The organism is Polyangium mundeleinium (genome assembly GCF_028369105.1).
Classification (GTDB): Bacteria; Myxococcota_A; Polyangia; order Polyangiales; family Polyangiaceae; genus Polyangium; species Polyangium mundeleinium.
The window spans coordinates 2,333,501-2,348,078 of sequence record NZ_JAQNDO010000001.1 but is presented as its reverse complement, the minus strand read 5'-3'; the positions used below and the strand labels follow the sequence as shown (position 1 = coordinate 2,348,078).

General features: G+C 66.1%; 15 protein-coding genes. 11 read left to right on the top strand and 4 right to left on the bottom strand.

From position 1 onward, the window contains the following. Positions 1-63 precede the first annotated feature (63 nt). From POL67_RS09510 to POL67_RS09485, 6 genes are all read left to right on the top strand, one after another. Positions 64-1,581 (top strand): serine/threonine-protein kinase, encoded by a 1,518-nt coding sequence (locus tag POL67_RS09510; RefSeq protein WP_271916903.1) that lies wholly within the window; start codon positions 64-66, stop codon positions 1,579-1,581. Continuing rightward, positions 1,571-2,956, top strand: coding sequence for a PEGA domain-containing protein (locus POL67_RS09505; RefSeq protein WP_271916902.1), 1,386 nt, complete (start codon positions 1,571-1,573; stop codon positions 2,954-2,956). Before POL67_RS09510 ends, POL67_RS09505 begins: the two co-directional genes overlap by 11 nt. 411 nt (positions 2,957-3,367) lie before the next feature. After that, positions 3,368-4,042, top strand: coding sequence for an START domain-containing protein (locus POL67_RS09500; protein WP_271916901.1), 675 nt, complete (start codon positions 3,368-3,370; stop codon positions 4,040-4,042). Positions 4,043-4,141: 99 nt separating this feature from the next. Next, positions 4,142-5,305, top strand: coding sequence for a TIGR02281 family clan AA aspartic protease (locus POL67_RS09495; RefSeq protein ID WP_271916900.1), 1,164 nt, complete (start codon positions 4,142-4,144; stop codon positions 5,303-5,305). Positions 5,306-5,359: 54 nt separating this feature from the next. Further along, complete coding sequence (locus POL67_RS09490; RefSeq protein ID WP_271916899.1) at positions 5,360-5,785, top strand: hypothetical protein; 426 nt, start codon at positions 5,360-5,362, stop codon at positions 5,783-5,785. Between the two features lie 747 nt (positions 5,786-6,532). Continuing rightward, the gene (locus POL67_RS09485) at positions 6,533-6,886 is read left to right on the top strand and encodes an Ig-like domain-containing protein (RefSeq protein ID WP_271916898.1); all 354 of its coding nucleotides are present in this window, start codon (positions 6,533-6,535) and stop codon (positions 6,884-6,886) included. Between the two features lie 143 nt (positions 6,887-7,029). On the opposite strand, the gene POL67_RS09480 is transcribed toward POL67_RS09485, so the two are convergent. The 3 genes from POL67_RS09480 to POL67_RS09470 form a co-directional block, all read right to left on the bottom strand. Beyond that, positions 7,030-8,055, bottom strand: a complete 1,026-nt coding sequence (locus POL67_RS09480) for a serine hydrolase domain-containing protein (protein ID WP_271916897.1) — start codon at positions 8,053-8,055, stop codon at positions 7,030-7,032. A 68-nt stretch (positions 8,056-8,123) separates the two neighbouring features. After that, a complete protein-coding gene (locus POL67_RS53505; protein ID WP_271916896.1) occupies positions 8,124-8,933 on the bottom strand; it encodes a helix-turn-helix transcriptional regulator in 810 nt (269 codons plus the stop codon). A gap of 367 nt (positions 8,934-9,300) precedes the next feature. Then, positions 9,301-10,374, bottom strand: a complete 1,074-nt coding sequence (locus tag POL67_RS09470; RefSeq protein ID WP_271916895.1) for an RNA polymerase sigma factor — start codon at positions 10,372-10,374, stop codon at positions 9,301-9,303. A 170-nt stretch (positions 10,375-10,544) separates the two neighbouring features. On the opposite strand from POL67_RS09470, the gene POL67_RS09465 reads away from it, so the two are divergent. Continuing rightward, complete coding sequence (locus POL67_RS09465) at positions 10,545-11,501, top strand: hypothetical protein (RefSeq protein ID WP_271916894.1); 957 nt, start codon at positions 10,545-10,547, stop codon at positions 11,499-11,501. Positions 11,502-11,507: 6 nt separating this feature from the next. Here the strand turns inward: POL67_RS09465 and POL67_RS09460 are convergent, their stop codons facing one another. After that, positions 11,508-12,224 carry a hypothetical protein gene (locus POL67_RS09460; RefSeq protein WP_271916893.1) on the bottom strand — a complete coding sequence of 239 codons (717 nt, stop codon included), beginning with the start codon at positions 12,222-12,224 and terminating at the stop codon, positions 11,508-11,510. A 556-nt stretch (positions 12,225-12,780) separates the two neighbouring features. On the opposite strand from POL67_RS09460, the gene POL67_RS09455 reads away from it, so the two are divergent. The 4 genes from POL67_RS09455 (at position 12,781) to POL67_RS09440 (ending at position 14,572) form a co-directional block, all read left to right on the top strand. Continuing rightward, on the top strand, positions 12,781-13,191 hold the full coding sequence (locus tag POL67_RS09455; RefSeq protein ID WP_308789518.1) for a helix-turn-helix domain-containing protein: 411 nt from the start codon (positions 12,781-12,783) through the stop codon (positions 13,189-13,191). Between the two features lie 79 nt (positions 13,192-13,270). Further along, positions 13,271-13,690: a thioredoxin domain-containing protein gene (locus POL67_RS09450; protein WP_271916888.1), complete on the top strand. Its 420-nt coding sequence runs from the start codon at positions 13,271-13,273 to the stop codon at positions 13,688-13,690. Further along, positions 13,585-13,956: an Ig-like domain-containing protein gene (locus tag POL67_RS09445; RefSeq protein ID WP_276076363.1), complete on the top strand. Its 372-nt coding sequence runs from the start codon at positions 13,585-13,587 to the stop codon at positions 13,954-13,956. The genes POL67_RS09450 and POL67_RS09445 overlap by 106 nt, the downstream gene beginning before the upstream one ends. Before the next feature lie 205 nt (positions 13,957-14,161). Beyond that, the gene (locus tag POL67_RS09440) at positions 14,162-14,572 is read left to right on the top strand and encodes a hypothetical protein (RefSeq protein WP_271916886.1); all 411 of its coding nucleotides are present in this window, start codon (positions 14,162-14,164) and stop codon (positions 14,570-14,572) included. Positions 14,573-14,578: the final 6 nt, after the last annotated feature.

Genomic DNA, 14,578 nt, shown 5'->3' with positions numbered 1-14,578 from the left:
ACCGAGAGCTGTGGTAGTCGTCTGTACATGGGCCTCGGTCCCGGATACCCGGTTTCGAAGCACGTGAAACTCGTGCGCCTGCTCGGCAGGGGCGGCATGGGAAGCGTGTGGATCGCGGACCACCTCGGGCTGAAAACGCAGGTCGCGGTCAAGTTCGTCTCGGATGTGCACGCCAGCGACCCGGCGACGCGGATGCGCTTCCAACGCGAGGCCACGAGCGCCGCGCAGATAGGGAGCCCCCACATCGTAAATATCCATGACCACGGGATCACGGGCGATGGGATCCCGTACATGGTCATGGAGCTCCTCGATGGGGAAGACCTGTCGGCGCGCATCAAACGAGCAGGCCCCCTGCACCTCGACGAGGTCGCCAAGATCATCTCGCAGACCTGCAAGGCGCTCGGCAAGGCCCATCGGCTCGGAATCGTGCATCGTGATGTCAAGCCGAGCAACATCTTCCTCCTCGACACGGAGGGAGACACTTTCGTCAAAGTGCTCGACTTCGGCATTGCAAAGCCGGGGGGCGGCGAATCGAGCGAAGTGACGAGCACCGGGATGATCGTCGGGACCATCCTCTACGCGAGCCCCGAACAACTTCTCAACGCCAAGAGCGTGGATTTCCGCGCCGACCTCTGGTCCTTGGGCGTCGTCGCCTACCGCGCGATGACGGGGAAGCTCCCCTTTTCGGACGAAAATGGGATCGGCGCATTGTTTCTGGCCATGCAAGCTGGCCGCTTCGCTCCGCCGAGCCAGATCGTGGACACCATTCCGCCCGAGGTCGACGAGTGGTGCAAGCAGGCCTTGGCGCACGATCCTGCGGCGCGCTTTGGCTCGGCCCGAGAGATGGCAAACGCGCTCTACGCGGCCCTGGGGCGGACGTCGTCTCCTTCCCTCACGCGTGCTCCCCACAAGGCGGTCGACTCGTCGCGTCACGTCGCCCGCGGAGAATCGACGGGGGGTGGATCCGCCGTCGGAGGGAGCGTACGGCGGGAAGAACACGTCACGGTTCTCGAAAACGGGTATCGGTCGTTTTCGTCGGACAACGACGACGCCCGCCTCTCCACGGAGGATTCCGCGCATCACGGCGAGGACGCGGGCTCCCGACACGCGGCGAAAGATCCGAGCTCCCTTGGAGGGGCCGCCTCGGCGACGACGTACGTCGGTGAGGCGGCCGCCCACGCGTCGGGGCGGCCGGGGTCGGGGCGACGACGGGCCGTGATCATCGCGGCGGTGGTGGGCCTCGCGGGGGCAGGCGCGCTGGGGTTTGTCTTCCTGAACCGCCCCGTGAAACCATTCGCCGGGGCATCGACGCCGGCCATCGAAAACGAACCCGGCGTGACCGCGGCGCCCGCGAGCGTGACCACGAATGCCCCGAAGGAGCCACCTGTGGTCGCGCCGGTCTCGAGCCGCGTGGAGCTCGCCCCGAGTACGCTCGCCCCGAGTCCACCCGCGCCAAGTGCGTCCGCAGCCAATGCCTCCGCTCCGAGTGCGTCCGCGCCGGTGGCAAGCCCGAAGCCGTCGGCAAAACCAGGCGGCCCTCCGCGAAGCACTCCGCTACCCGAGAAGGATTATGGATTCTGAACGGTCGGTGATTTCGAGTCGCGTCACGCTGGTGCGTTTCTTCAGGGGGCTTGCGAGGGTGTCGAGCGCCGCGGCGTTGTTCGTCACGACGGCTCTCCTCGCCCCGCCTCTCGCGCTCGCGGAGCCCTCCTCGGCGGACAAGGAGACCGCCCGAAACCTCATGAAGGAGGGCGACGCGAAGTTTGCCACGAGAGACTACGCAGGTGCCCTCAAGGCGTATCAGGCGGCCCATGCAATCATGCAGGTCCCGTCCACGGGCCTTCCGCTCGCCAAAGCACAGATCGAGCGCGGGCTGCTCGTCGAGGCGCGCGATACCTTGTTGCAGGTGTCACGTCACCCCAAGGATGCCAACGAGCCTGCGGCATTCGCCAAAGCCCGCGAAGAGGCCGCGGAGCTCGCGCAAAAGCTCACGACACGTATCCCGTCCCTGGTCATCGTCGTGGACGGCGCCTCGACCGATGCTGCTGTCGTCGCCGTGGACGGCGCGTCGATACCCGCGGCGGCGCTCTCCGCGCCACGCAAAGTCAATCCTGGCTCGCATACGATTACTGCCTCCGCAAGCGGATTCCATCCCGCGAGCACGACGGTCAATGTAAAGGAAGGCGCAAACGAGAAGGTGACGATCAAGCTCGTCCCGGCCGATGGCAGCAAGCCGCCGCCGGCCCCGGCTGCGCAGACGATCGAGGGCGGCGGGAAGATCCGAATCGAGAGCTCTGCGAACGAGGGGAACGTCTTTATCGACGGGCGAGCCGTGGGTGCAACGCCGCTGGAGGTGCCCGTCACGGCGGGCGTGCACGAGGTCGAGATACAATACCCGGGCGGCTCCCGCGAAAAAAGGCAGGCGACCGTCGTCGCCGGCAAGACCGAACGCGTGGAGTTTCGACCGTCCCCCATGGATGAAGTGGCGCGGCACCGCAAAGGCCTCCACTTCGGCGGGTCGTTCAGCCCCGCAATGGCGGTGTATACCGAAGGGGGCGCGCTCATGTTCGGCGCGGCGGGGGGTTTCGTGATGAACATCGGCATCACGCCGACGTTCGATTTCCGGACGGGCGGCACGCTGACCGTCGTGCACCGATTCGTCGAAGATCCGGACTATCAGGTCACCCAGGTCTCCGTCGTCGTGCCGGCCATGCTCCGCGTCAATTGGAGCCCGTGGTTCTCCTCGGCCGCAGGGCTTTCGGCTGGGTTCGTGGCGGATCTGCAGCAGGACCCGGTGCTCTTCGGCGCGTCGGTGGGCCCGGAATGGTCGCTCATCTCCATGTGCGCCGGCGACCGACGTCAATACGAGATCTCGTTCAGTCAGGGTCTACGGTTCGGCCACGCCCGAAATGATTTTCATCAATCGGTCACGTTCACGTATCTCTCGCCCGATTGATGGGAGGCGTGCCGCTCGGTGCGGTCGATGAGGCCCCTCCTTGCCCACGCGCGCACGAGCCGACGAAGCCCCTGCGGTAGCATCGTCTACCAGCGGAAAAATCCCCTCCCCAAAGACGCCGGCCGCCAATGGGCTTATCAGCCCGGAACGGACGTGCACACAAGCGTTCCAACGCAGGTGCCCTACCCGGACGCGAACCGGGACGAGAGCTGCGCCCACGGAGGGTCTGTCAGGTCCACACCGTGCGTATGTCCACCACGAAAAATATGCAACCGCTGAAACCGGGGATCGTTCGATTGATCCTAAACCGGATGGCCATCCTGGACAGTTTAGGAGATGACTTCTGCTGTCCGTTTCGGTTATGATCGATCCGCGAGCACATTTATCCACCTACTTTGAGGACACGGACGAATGAGACGCTGGACTTTTTTCGCCATCCTGTTCGCCGTCACGCCCTTGGCCGCTTCGGCCGAGCCTCCTCCGCCCTCGCCCGCGCAGGCCGGGGCACCGTCGACGGTGCGCGCTCCGGCGCCCGCGAGCTCGCTCGCGTCGGAGGGTTTCACGCTCCTCGGCGAGGAGAAGGGCGTCCGCGTCCACCGCCGCGAGAAGCGCTCCGGCGTCGAGTTCGCGGCCGAGGCGAGCTTCCCGGCGCCGCCCGAGCAGGTGCGCCGCGCGCTGCTCGATTACGCGAACCACCAGAAGTGGCAAGAGCGCCTCAAGGAGAACAAGGTCCTCGCCCGCAACGCCGACTCTCTCTTGGTCTATCAGCGGCTCGACCTCCCGGTGATCGACGATCGCGACTACACCATTCAGGTCACCTGGGGCGCCGAGGGCCCGATCCTGTGGATGCGCTTCTCCGCCGCCAACGAGCGCGGGCCAAAGCCCGTGGCCGACGTGGTCCGCGTGAACACGCACGAGGGCGGCTGGCGATTCGAGCCCGAAGGCGGCAAGGGCACCCGCGCCGTCTACCGCTTCCACCTCGATGTCGCGGGCAACGTCCCCTCGTGGCTCGGGAAGGGCCAGGCCAAGGACGACATCATCGACTTCTTCGTTCGGCTCAACAAAGAGCTCCCGAAATACCGCTGACGCGCAAGCGCCCCATCGGCGACCTCACGCCACGCGATCGTACGGTCCCCATGTTCGCACGCTTGCTCGGCGGAGGGTCCTCGCGGTAAAACGGCGCCCATGCAGCGCCCCGTTTGCCAAGCCCACCCCGGACAGCCCGCGGCGGCCTCGTGCAGCCAATGCTTCGTGGCCCTCTGCACGGTCTGCCGGCAGTTCGACGGCATGCAGCCCGTTTGCCCCAATTGCCTGCGCAAGCAGCGCCGGGCGCCGCTCGTACGTGCCCTCGTCGCCCTCGTCGTGCTGGGCGGGGTCGGGGGTGGTGGCTATTGGGCCTACCGCACCTACCAGCCGCGCTACGACTACGGGGCCGCCTCGAACTCGGTGCACAAGCTCGAGGCCGAGCTGCAGAAGGAGCCTTGCGACCGCCCGAAGACGCTCGAGCTCCTCGAGACGATGCTCGCGGCCGGCGATAGTCGCGGGGTGCTGGCGCGGGCCGCCACGTTTTCCGCTGCATGCGGCGAATTCGTGCAGACGAGGCGCATCACCTACCGCGCGCACCAGCGCCTGGGCGAGGCGGACGCGGCGGCGGCCGATCTGACGGCGCTGGTGAATTCCGAGCCTTATCAATTCCATTATCGTGCGTGGCGAGGCGTGGTGTACCAGGAGAAGGGCGACCTCGACCGCGCGGCGGAGGATTTCCGCCAGGCGCTCCTGCTCTACCCGAAGCTCACCGACATCCCGCTCAACCTGGCGACGGTCTACGAGAAGCAGGGCAAGCCCTGCGAGGCGGCATTTCCGTTGCAACAGCTCGTCTTTCATCACCCGCGTGCGCCCTGGACGCCGGGCATCCGGACGCGCATCGCCGATCTCCTGCAAAAAGGGGGCTGCTCGGTCGTGGGCGAGGGCCGCGCGGCGCTGCGTATGGAGCCGGGCCAGCTCCAGATTCGCGCCAAGGTTCGCCTCGACGACAAGGAGACGGCGTCCTTCGTGGTGGATACCGGGGCGAGCTACGTGACGCTGCCGCGAGCACTCGCGGACAGGCTGGGCCTCGACCTCACCGGGGCACCGAAGGTCGAGCTGCAGACGGCGAACGGGCGAAAGGACGGGCTTTTCATCCTGATGAGCTCCATCGCGGTGGACAAGCTCGCGGCGAAGCGCGTGCCGGCGGTGGTGGTCGACGATCTCGGCGCGGGCGTCGAGGGGCTTCTGGGGTTGAGCTTCCTGTCGCGTTTCGAGCTCCGGCAGGCGGATGGGGTGATCGAAATCGCGGTGCCGACGCCCTGAACGACACGTCAACGAGCACGAGGGGAAGACGATACGCAGCCGAGGACGGATTCCATGCATGTGATCGAGTCCCTGCAAACTGGACGGTTTGGAGTCACGTTACAATTGCCTTCCCACCTGAAGGTTTGCCGCGACGAGGAGGAATGCGCCGAGCTCGTCGATGAGCCGAAGAATGTGGTGTGGTGGTTTTTCTTCTTTCCCGACCTCCATCTCGACCTGCGCGAGGAACATCGAGGGGACTTGAGAAAGTCGCTCGAATACTACGCGCGCTCGATGTTCGATGACATGTTTCATAAGCGTGACCATGCCGACAAGGAGCGTCCGCCTCGAACCGCGGATCCCACGTGGTCTCCGATCATCGATGTCGAGCCTTTGAACATTGGCGATGCGAAGGCCCTGCTCCGGACGGCCCGTCCCAAGAGGGAAGCTTCCGTCGCGTATCGTTTTGCGGCACGGACGGGGTCGAGCGGCTGTATGTGAATTGCTGGAAGGACGTCGCCCGAGATGCAGCGACCGATTTCCCAGAGGTGGCCGAGTCGATAGCACGGATGCTTCACGAGGACAGCGGCATCCAAGACACGCGCGTGACGGTCGAGACGCTGGCCTCCCTTCATCAACGGCCGCAGGCTAGGCCACCGTCCACGAACGCGCGAGCTGACAGCGTCGCCGGCAAGAGGACGAAGTCACCTGCCTCCAGGAGGCTTACACGCCTTTCGCAAAGCGCATCTTCGCTTCTCTTGGGCAGACGGCTGCAGTGACGAGCGAGGCCGACGTGGCCGATGTGGTGTGGCGTGCCGCGAACGACGCGACGGGGAAGCTCCGTTTCCCAGCCGGTCCCGATGCGGTGGCGCTGGTGTCCTGAAAGATTCCCCGCTGCCAGGGCCGCCCCTTTGACGTCCAGCACGTAACGGTTTGGCGCACGCTGACAAACCTTTCCGTGGCGCATCTGGTAAAATAGCCACCCGCTGTGAGGGCGAGAGCACGGGCGTGTTGCGCTGGGTCGAGGTCATGAAACCTGCGAATGTTTGCCGTTATAATGGAAGATCGTTGGGATCTGTTACAGGGGGCACTTGTCGCAAGGAATACCGTGAAAAATTCCCGTAACGTAATTTCCGGGCACAAGTTGCACATCCATGGGCAGAAAAATGCCGCTTCGACGTCGGCACGCGACGTGTATGGCGAACCGCCGGACATCAAAGGGCGGGTAGCCCCCAGGAGCAAAGAAAAATGAAACTGTATCGCATGCTTTTCGCCATGGCGTTCTCGGCGATGTCGATGGTTGCCGCCGTCGGTTGCGGCGATGAGGACAACAAGACGGTCTCGGACCTCGATCTCACCCCCGACACGAGCTCGATGAAGAAGGGTGAGACGCTTCAGTACACGCTGAAGGTGATGTATTCCGACGGGACGTCGGACGGGGATATGTCCAGCCACGCCGATGTCGAGTGGATCTCGAGCGACGCGGCGACCGCCACGGTCTCCGCTGACGGCCTCGTGACCGCGATCGACGAAGGAACGGTCACAATCACCGCCCGCTTCGGCGGCCAGGAAGAGTCCGAGTCCCTCGTCATCCTGCCCTGAAGTCAGCGCTGATTCAGGTTTGGTGAGAGGCCCGATCTCGGGGAGAGCGGGCCTCTCCGCTTTGGGACAGGTTATGGCTGGCTTTTGGAGGGCTCAAAAGATGCGTGGACATGACGAGACAGGTGGGACGTGGTGAACGCCGCTCACCGCCTGCACGCCAGCATCGGGAGGATCGCGTCCTCGATCAGGTGCGTCGTCTGCTGGTGCATGCCGCGCATGTTGTAGTTCGTGCGGGTCACGACCACCGCCGCGTCGAGCGCCGGGAACATCACCACCGCGTTGCCGCCGTTGCCGCCCATGAACCAGCCCGTATGCGCGCCGCACGGCGTCTGATACACGCGCGTCCAGAAGAGGTAGCCGTAGTGCTGCTCGGGCATCGCCTCGCGGTGCACCTTCAGCGCCGCGTCGACGAAGGCCGCGGGCACGACCTGCCCCTCGCCCGCCCGGCCGTGCGCGAGCACGAGCCGCGCGATCGCCGCGAGATCGCGCGTGCGCAGCCGCAGCCCTCCGCCCGTCATGATCTCGCCGCTCGGCGATCTCGAGAACTCCCAACGCGTGATCCCGAGCGGCGCGAACAGGTGCTCCGCCATGAAGCGGTCGATCGGCTGCTGCGCTGCGCGCTGGACGATCTGGCCGAGCAGGAAGACACCCGCGGTGCAGTAATGCCACGGCCCGCGCCCGCTCGCGTCGCGCTGGTAGCCCGCGCGCACCGGCAGGTCGACCGCCCACCGCCCCCATACCTCTTTCGGGTACATGTTCTCCTCGTTGCCGGGCGATGCTTCATCGTCGTCGTTGCAGTCGAGCGCCGACGACATCGTCAACAGGTCCTCAATCGTGATCGCCGCCTTGCCCGGCTCGTCGTGCGCGAACGGCGCGAGGTCCGCCAGGTACGCGAACGCCGGCGCGTCGAGCCCCGGCAGCGCGTGGCGCTCGATCGCGATCCCGACCGCGAGCGCCGTCAACGATTTCGTCGCCGAGCGCGTGTCATGCAGCGTCTCCGGCGTCGCGCCGGCGAAGTATTGCTCGTACTCGACCTGACCGCCGCGCATGGCGAGCACACTCGTTGTCTTCGGCGCGTCGCCGCGCGCGAGCGCCTCGGCAATACCGTCGTGGCGCGCCGGTCTGGCGCCACATCCCCACAGAAACAAGGCAATGAGCACGATCCACATGCCCATCGCCTTGTCATGTCGCGCCCTCCGCGTCTTGTACGCGCGCAACTTCGTGCTCCGCCTGCGGGCTAGCCACGGTACTGCCGGCGGTACGCGCCCGGGCTCGTCGCGAACGTCCGCGCGAACGTGCGCGTCAGGTGGCTCTGGTCGACGTAGCCACACGCCGTCGCGATTTCCGCGAGCGGCCGCCCGGTCGTTCGTACCAGCAGCGCCGCGCGCTCGATCCGGCAGCGCCGTACGTAGTCGCCCGGCGTACAGCCAAAGAACCGCCGGAACATGCGCGCGAGGTAGACCGGGTGCACCCCCGCCGCCGCCGCGACCTCCGCCATCGTCAGCTCGTCGCGCGACCGATCGTGCAGCACCTCGCGCGCCCGCGTGAGCCAGCGCGGTGGCCGCCGCTCCACCGCGTGCGCGCGGCTGAACGCGCCGACCAGCTCCAGGCATAACGCCTCGAGCGCCAGCGCGTCGCCCCCTTGCGCTGCGGACGCCGCGATCCGGTGCGCGATCGCGAGGGCCCCCGGCTCCCACATGCGGATTGCCGCCTCGCTCGGCACCGCCACATCCGCCGCCTCCGCGAACCGCGCCGCCGACACCGACACGCCCGCAAACCGGCCGCAGTGCTCCGGGAATGTGTCCTGGTGCGTCGTCCCCGGCGGGTTGTAGATCAGCGCGGGCTCCGCGTGCAGGTGCCCCGCACCACGCGCCGACGACACATAATGGCCGTCGAGCAGCAAGATGAAGTGCGCGTCCTCGTGCGTGTGACGCGCGACCGGCCGCGCTGGATCCGCCGCCGCAATCGAAAGCGAGAAGCCCGCGACGTCGCGGCGCACCTCACGCGTGCCGAAAAAGTCTCCGTGCCGCAGCGTCGGCTGGACCACTGATTGAGGATGCGACACCAGGCGTGAAATGAATCAAATTGATTCGAAAAGTCAAGCACAATCGTTCCAATGACGACGCGCAGGGGTTCGTCGGGACGTATCGCTCGGCAAAGTTCCTGCGACAGGAACGCATCTCCGTGACGTGGGTGAATCACGAGCATCACGAGGGCGGCGACCACGCGCGGGATCTCCCTTCCTCATGCCGAGACGAAACGCGACTCCGCGAAGCAGCCGTCGCCCTCGTGATGCTCGTGATCCGATAAAATCGCTCCCGGAAGGGTGCAACGGGCGCAGCTCGCCCAGAGAGGTGCCCTCGCGCCCTTCCGGGAGCGCGCAACGTATCTTTTCGACGAACCCGATCCGCGCGTCAGCGCTGGCCGGCCAAGGCCCGGAGCGCCGCGGCGCGAAGGTTCTCCCGATCCTCGTCCGGCTGCCGTCTCGCGCGTGCGTCGAGCTCCACGAGCTCCAGGACACGTCGAGCATTCCCACGACGCAATGCCGCTTTCGCCTTGAAGAGCCATGCATCCGACAGCGAAGCCGTATCGGAGCTCGGTCTATCGGACGGATTCGCGCCGGACCGCGGCTTCGTCGTCGGCACAGAGACAATCGTGACCGACGACAACATCACCGGAGGAGGCGCACATGCGCTCGACTCCATCCGCGGCGCCTCCGCATTCCCCCTCGGCTCCGCCTGCACCACGACCGCCCCCGGTTCATTCGCCGAAGCGGATGGCCTCGGCTGCGTGATGACCAATGCGAGGACGCCGGCCGCCACGCTCGGCAATACGCGGAGCGGCGCGCCAAGCACACGCGCGCTGACACGAAAGAACCCGCGCACCCGCCCCTCGAATGCCTCGGCCCCTCTCGCCGCCGCGAGGAAACTCCCGAGCCCGACCAGGACCACCACGCTGCGAATGCCGCGGGGCCGCTTGATCGTGTCGAGCGTCGTCAGCTCAAAAAGAGCCATCTTTCGACCACGACGCAGCCACGTCTCGACGGACTTGACGCTCGCGCCGATCCTCGCTGCGGTCTCCTGGGCGTTCTCCCCGAGTGCGTTGCCCTCAATGGCGAGCCGATACTCCGGCCGCAGCCGCGACCAGATCGCCTCGATCCTCTGGCGCTCCTCCAAAGCCATGATCGCATCCCGCGAATCGGGCACGAGCAACTCCATGGCTGGCCCCTCGACGAGCTCCTGCCGCGCCAACGCCCTGCGCTCCTTGATGTGCGTCAGGATGCGGAAACTCAGGATTGCCAGAACGATCTTCTTCCGTTCGTCCGGCGCGCTCGGCAGTGGTTTCTCCCGTGCATACACGTCGACAAAAACATTCGCGACGATATCCTCGGCGTCCTGTTCGCGAACCCCCTTCGCTACGGCTCGTTCATAAAGAATCGGGACGAGCGCGATCAGCTCATCGTATTCTTCTTTTTTGGGTTGGTTCACGGTAAAACCTCTCGGGGTCGCGCCAACGTCCCCTCACCCATGAGAGGGTCGATGAGGCCCAAATCCCTTCAACGATCGACATGCACCCCGAAAAATTCCGGGAGACCGTGTTCCACCGAACCAAACGGCACACAAAACTAGGTTTTACGGTCCTGGCTCCCGCATTCGCCATGTTGGCCGAAGCCCCCGCGAACGCCGAGCCGTCCCACTACCGGGTGGAGCTCTCTGCGAAGCGGCTCCCGGCGTGCGACCGCCTCGAGGACTTCGAGGGCCTCCTCGATCTCGTGCTCGCGCAGCCGCTTCTGGAGCCACCTGCGTCCCGGGTCCTTTCGGCGCGCATCGTCCGAACGTCAACGGGTGGGTACGGCGTGGATCTCGTGTTCAAGGACCGCGACGACCAGGTGCTCGACACCATCCATCGCGAATACCCGGCCGCGACGTGTTGCCACGAGGTGCTCTACAAGGCGGCGCTCGCAGCGGCGCTCTGGATGGAGAAGCGCGAAACGCCGCCCCCGGAGGAGCCACCGGTGCCTGCAATGGGGACCGAGCCCTGCCCCGCGCCGAAGCCGCCTCCGCCCGCAGCTCCGCCGCCATCGACGCCCACGGAGCCTCCCTCGCCCCCGCTGCCGGTCGAGCGTCGATGGTTCCTCGGGGCCGGAGGGCTGTTCGCGGTCGGCATCACCCCCGAGGTCGTCGGCGGCGCGCACATCGGCGGCGGGTATCGCGTCGCAGAGCGGTGGACGATCGAGGCGAATGCGCGCGCGACGTTTCCGCGGAGCACGCGGCCTCTCGGAACGACGCTCGTGCATGTGCACACGGCCTCGACCACGCTCGGCCCCTGCTATCTGCGCGGATCGTTTGGCGTGTGCGGACTGATCGTGGCCGGCGCAACGTGGGCCGAGACCGTGAACCGGACGTACCCCACCCCGATCCGCCTCCACTTCTTCGGCGTCGCCATCCGCGGGCTCCTCGAACATCCGATCGGCGATCGACTGAAGATCCGAATGGACGCAGAGCTCGCTGGAAACCTCTTTCGATCGAGGTTCAAAGCCGAAGAGAAACCGACGCGATGGCGCACCGAGCCGGTGACGGCAAACTTCGGTGCGTCGCTCCTTTACTGGTTCTGATCCGATTCAGATCATGGGCTCGCGGCAGCAGAACGTCGTCGCGCCCGCGAGGAAGACCTCGCCGACCGGTTCGCTGCCGTGCGGTTCGCAGGTGCCAGGCTGATAGGCGAGCACCTCGGCTGCGATGCCAGCGAGCGCGACGCCAGACATCAGAGGGAAGCAGCCCCCTCCCATCTCGGGCGAAATGTCAACGGCCAAACGCTCCGTCATGCACGCCGCGTCGCTGTACACGTGGACCTTGACGGAGCACATCGCGCCGGTCGGCGGATCACACGAGCAAGCCTCGCACTGCCGCTGATCGTCGACCTGTCCGTAGAGGAGGCGCTTGTCCGGCCAGCCTTCGGGACACGGTTCGTCGCCCGCGTGCATCAAGCACATGGCAAACGGCGCGCCCGAGAGCGGCAGACAAACCTCGTCCTCTCCTTCACATGCCGGCCAAGGCGCACGGGCGCAGGCGCGGGCGAACGGCGCGCCAAACCCTTCGGGGACCAAACGGGCCGGTCCGGGCGGAGGATCACTGCCATGTGGCGTACAGGGCGGCTCCTCGATGGTGGGCGCGGAGATGTCGATCCCTCCGACACACGGCACGCCGCCACACTGGAGACCTGCCGGGATGGAGTTCGTCGCGGAACAACCACCTTCCCAACTCGCAGGAGGGTCGAAAGGAGTATTGACACCGCCGCCCGCACATGAATCGGAGGTCACCGTCCACGTCGTGGGCACGTGGCATCCTCCTCCTACGGGTGAATCACACGTGCACGTCGGGCATACGGGCCCCCACGCCGGGGCGGGTCTTCCCTCGAAGGCGATCTCAGGCGCGTCCTCCGGACAAAAGGGCACGTCGATCTCTGCGCCGGTGGCGAGCAACACGGGCGGCCAGTCGGGAGCAGGGACCACGCACGTCCCATCCGTGCAGGAGGATTGCGAGCCATCGCCCGCCTCGGTGCCGCCATCGACGCACTCGGGGAGCGGCGGAGGAGCACCGTCCGGGCAGTCCTCCGGCCAAGGGCATGGACAACACTTCGGGGGCGTCCCCGGCGCGCAATCAGAACCGGGATCGCCGTCGTCAAACCAGCAACCGGCCCCCAGGAACGATGCGGCAGTCGCCAACGTCACGAGCCATGCAGCGAGGTAGAGGCGGACGTGCATCTTGGAGTGATGCTACCGAGCGCCTTGTGACGCGTCAAGGCCGGAGACAAACCCAGGAGAGTCGGATCATCGGGCCTCTGCCGCCGCTACCGTGTGACCGGACAATCGGGTTTGACGGAAGGGTTTGTCGGTGGAGGCAAGGCGTGGTAGGGGTGGGTTGACGACCTCCGTCGGGAAGGACCAGACTGTGCCTCGACAAGAAAAACGCGACGCTCAAGAGACTCGTGTCCGGGTGGGTGCCCGCGTCCGTGAGTTGCGCCTGCATCGGGGGATGACGCAGGCGGAGCTCGCGGAGGCGAGCGGCTTGTCCAGGGGGTATCTATCGAGCATCGAGCGCGCCCGCGTCAACGCGACGATGATCCCCATTTACCGCATTGCGGCAGCGCTCGATGTCGTGCCCATGTTCATGTTTACAGGTGCCAATGACGACGACTTGTCGCGCGAGTTCGACAAGCTGAGGTATCTTCCGGCACGCGAGGCGACACAGGTGCTGGAGGATTGGGCGAGAAAAGTTCAGCGTTCCTTCGCTCGTGGGCAATGACTCATTCGTCAGGGACGGTTGCGGTTCCGGACGCGGGGTCGCGCGCGTCTCCGTGGATTGAGTCTCGCCCCCGTCGACCTTGACCGCGAAGGGCAAGCACGTTGCAACATGCTCGTGGTTGGACTACACGAGTGTGACCATGAGCACTCGCCCCACCCTTCCGAGCGACAAGGTTTCCCCCGAGGTCCACGACCTCATCGCATCTTTCCACCGAGGCATTGTCGACGAAGTCGCAGCCGCGGTCACGCGTGATCCCGTCGTCGTCGTCGGCATGGCGCAAAATCCGGTCGTGAAAAACGCCCGCAAATTGCTCGACCAGGCAGGCGTCAAGTATACGTATCTCGAATACGGAAGCTACTTTTCCCGCTGGAAGGAACGCCTCGCCATCAAGCTCTGGGCAGGTTTTCCAACCTTCCCGATGGTGTTCATCGATGGCATCCTCGTCGGCGGACACAGCGAGCTCAAAAAAATCGAGGCGGCCGGCAAGCTCAAGAAATAGGCACGGCTTGCCACCATCTCACCCCCGACACGAGCTCGATGAAGAAGGGTGAGACGCTTCAGCACACGCTGAAGGTGAGGTCTTCCGACGGGACGTCGAACGGGGAGATGTCCAGGCACGCCGATGTCGAGTGGAGCTCGAGCGACGCGGCGACCGCCACGGTCTCCCCTGACGGCCTCGTGACCGCGATCGACGAGGGAACGGTCCCAATCACCGCCCGCTTCGGCAGCCAGGAAGAGTCCAAGGCCCTCATCATCCTGCCCTGAAGTCATCGCTGCGCTGGTTCAGGCTTGGTGACCGACAATCGGTCGTGTACCACGTGTGAATGCGGCGCGCCCCAAGGGAGCGGGGGCTGCGCGGACGCGGTTCCGGAGGTCCAGGCCTCCGGGGGGGAATCGCGCGGACGCGGTTCCGGAGGTCCAGGACGCCGGGGGGAATCGCGCGGACGCGGTTGGCAAGGGTGAGGACGCGGTGACCAAGGGCGAAGACGCGGTTGCCGAGGGCGAAGACGCGGTTGCCGAGGGCGAAGACGCGGTTGCCGAGGGCGAAGACGCGGTTGCCGAGGGCGAAGACGCGGTTGCCGAGGGCAAAGACGCGGTTGCCGAGGGTGAGGACGCGATGGGGATCCGCGCGGAGGCGGTTGCCGAGGGTGAGGACGCGATGGGGATCCGCGCGGAGGCGGTTGCCGAGGGTGTAGACGCGATGGGGATCCGCGCGGAGGCGGTTGCCGAGGGCTCGGGCTCGGAGAGGGGAGGGCGGGGACGCTCGAGGCATCGCTCCGACGCGGTTGCCGAGCGGCTCGGGCATGGTGGGGGAACCGCTGGGATACGACGAGGGGAGTGCTTGCCTTGCTTGAGGAATCCCGCGCCCCGTCACCCTTGACTTCGC

Excerpts from the sequence above, each read along its gene's own strand:
- POL67_RS09505 (WP_271916902.1), top strand. The coding sequence starts at position 1,571 with ATGGATTCTGAACGGTCGGTGATTTCGAGTCGCGTCACGCTGGTGCGT.
- POL67_RS09500 (WP_271916901.1), top strand. The coding sequence starts at position 3,368 with ATGAGACGCTGGACTTTTTTCGCCATCCTGTTCGCCGTCACGCCCTTG.
- POL67_RS09495 (WP_271916900.1), top strand. The coding sequence starts at position 4,142 with ATGCAGCGCCCCGTTTGCCAAGCCCACCCCGGACAGCCCGCGGCGGCC.
- POL67_RS09490 (WP_271916899.1), top strand. The coding sequence starts at position 5,360 with ATGCATGTGATCGAGTCCCTGCAAACTGGACGGTTTGGAGTCACGTTA.
- POL67_RS09485 (WP_271916898.1), top strand. The coding sequence starts at position 6,533 with ATGAAACTGTATCGCATGCTTTTCGCCATGGCGTTCTCGGCGATGTCG.
- POL67_RS09480 (WP_271916897.1), bottom strand. The coding sequence starts at position 8,055 with ATGTGGATCGTGCTCATTGCCTTGTTTCTGTGGGGATGTGGCGCCAGA.
- POL67_RS09465 (WP_271916894.1), top strand. The coding sequence starts at position 10,545 with ATGTTGGCCGAAGCCCCCGCGAACGCCGAGCCGTCCCACTACCGGGTG.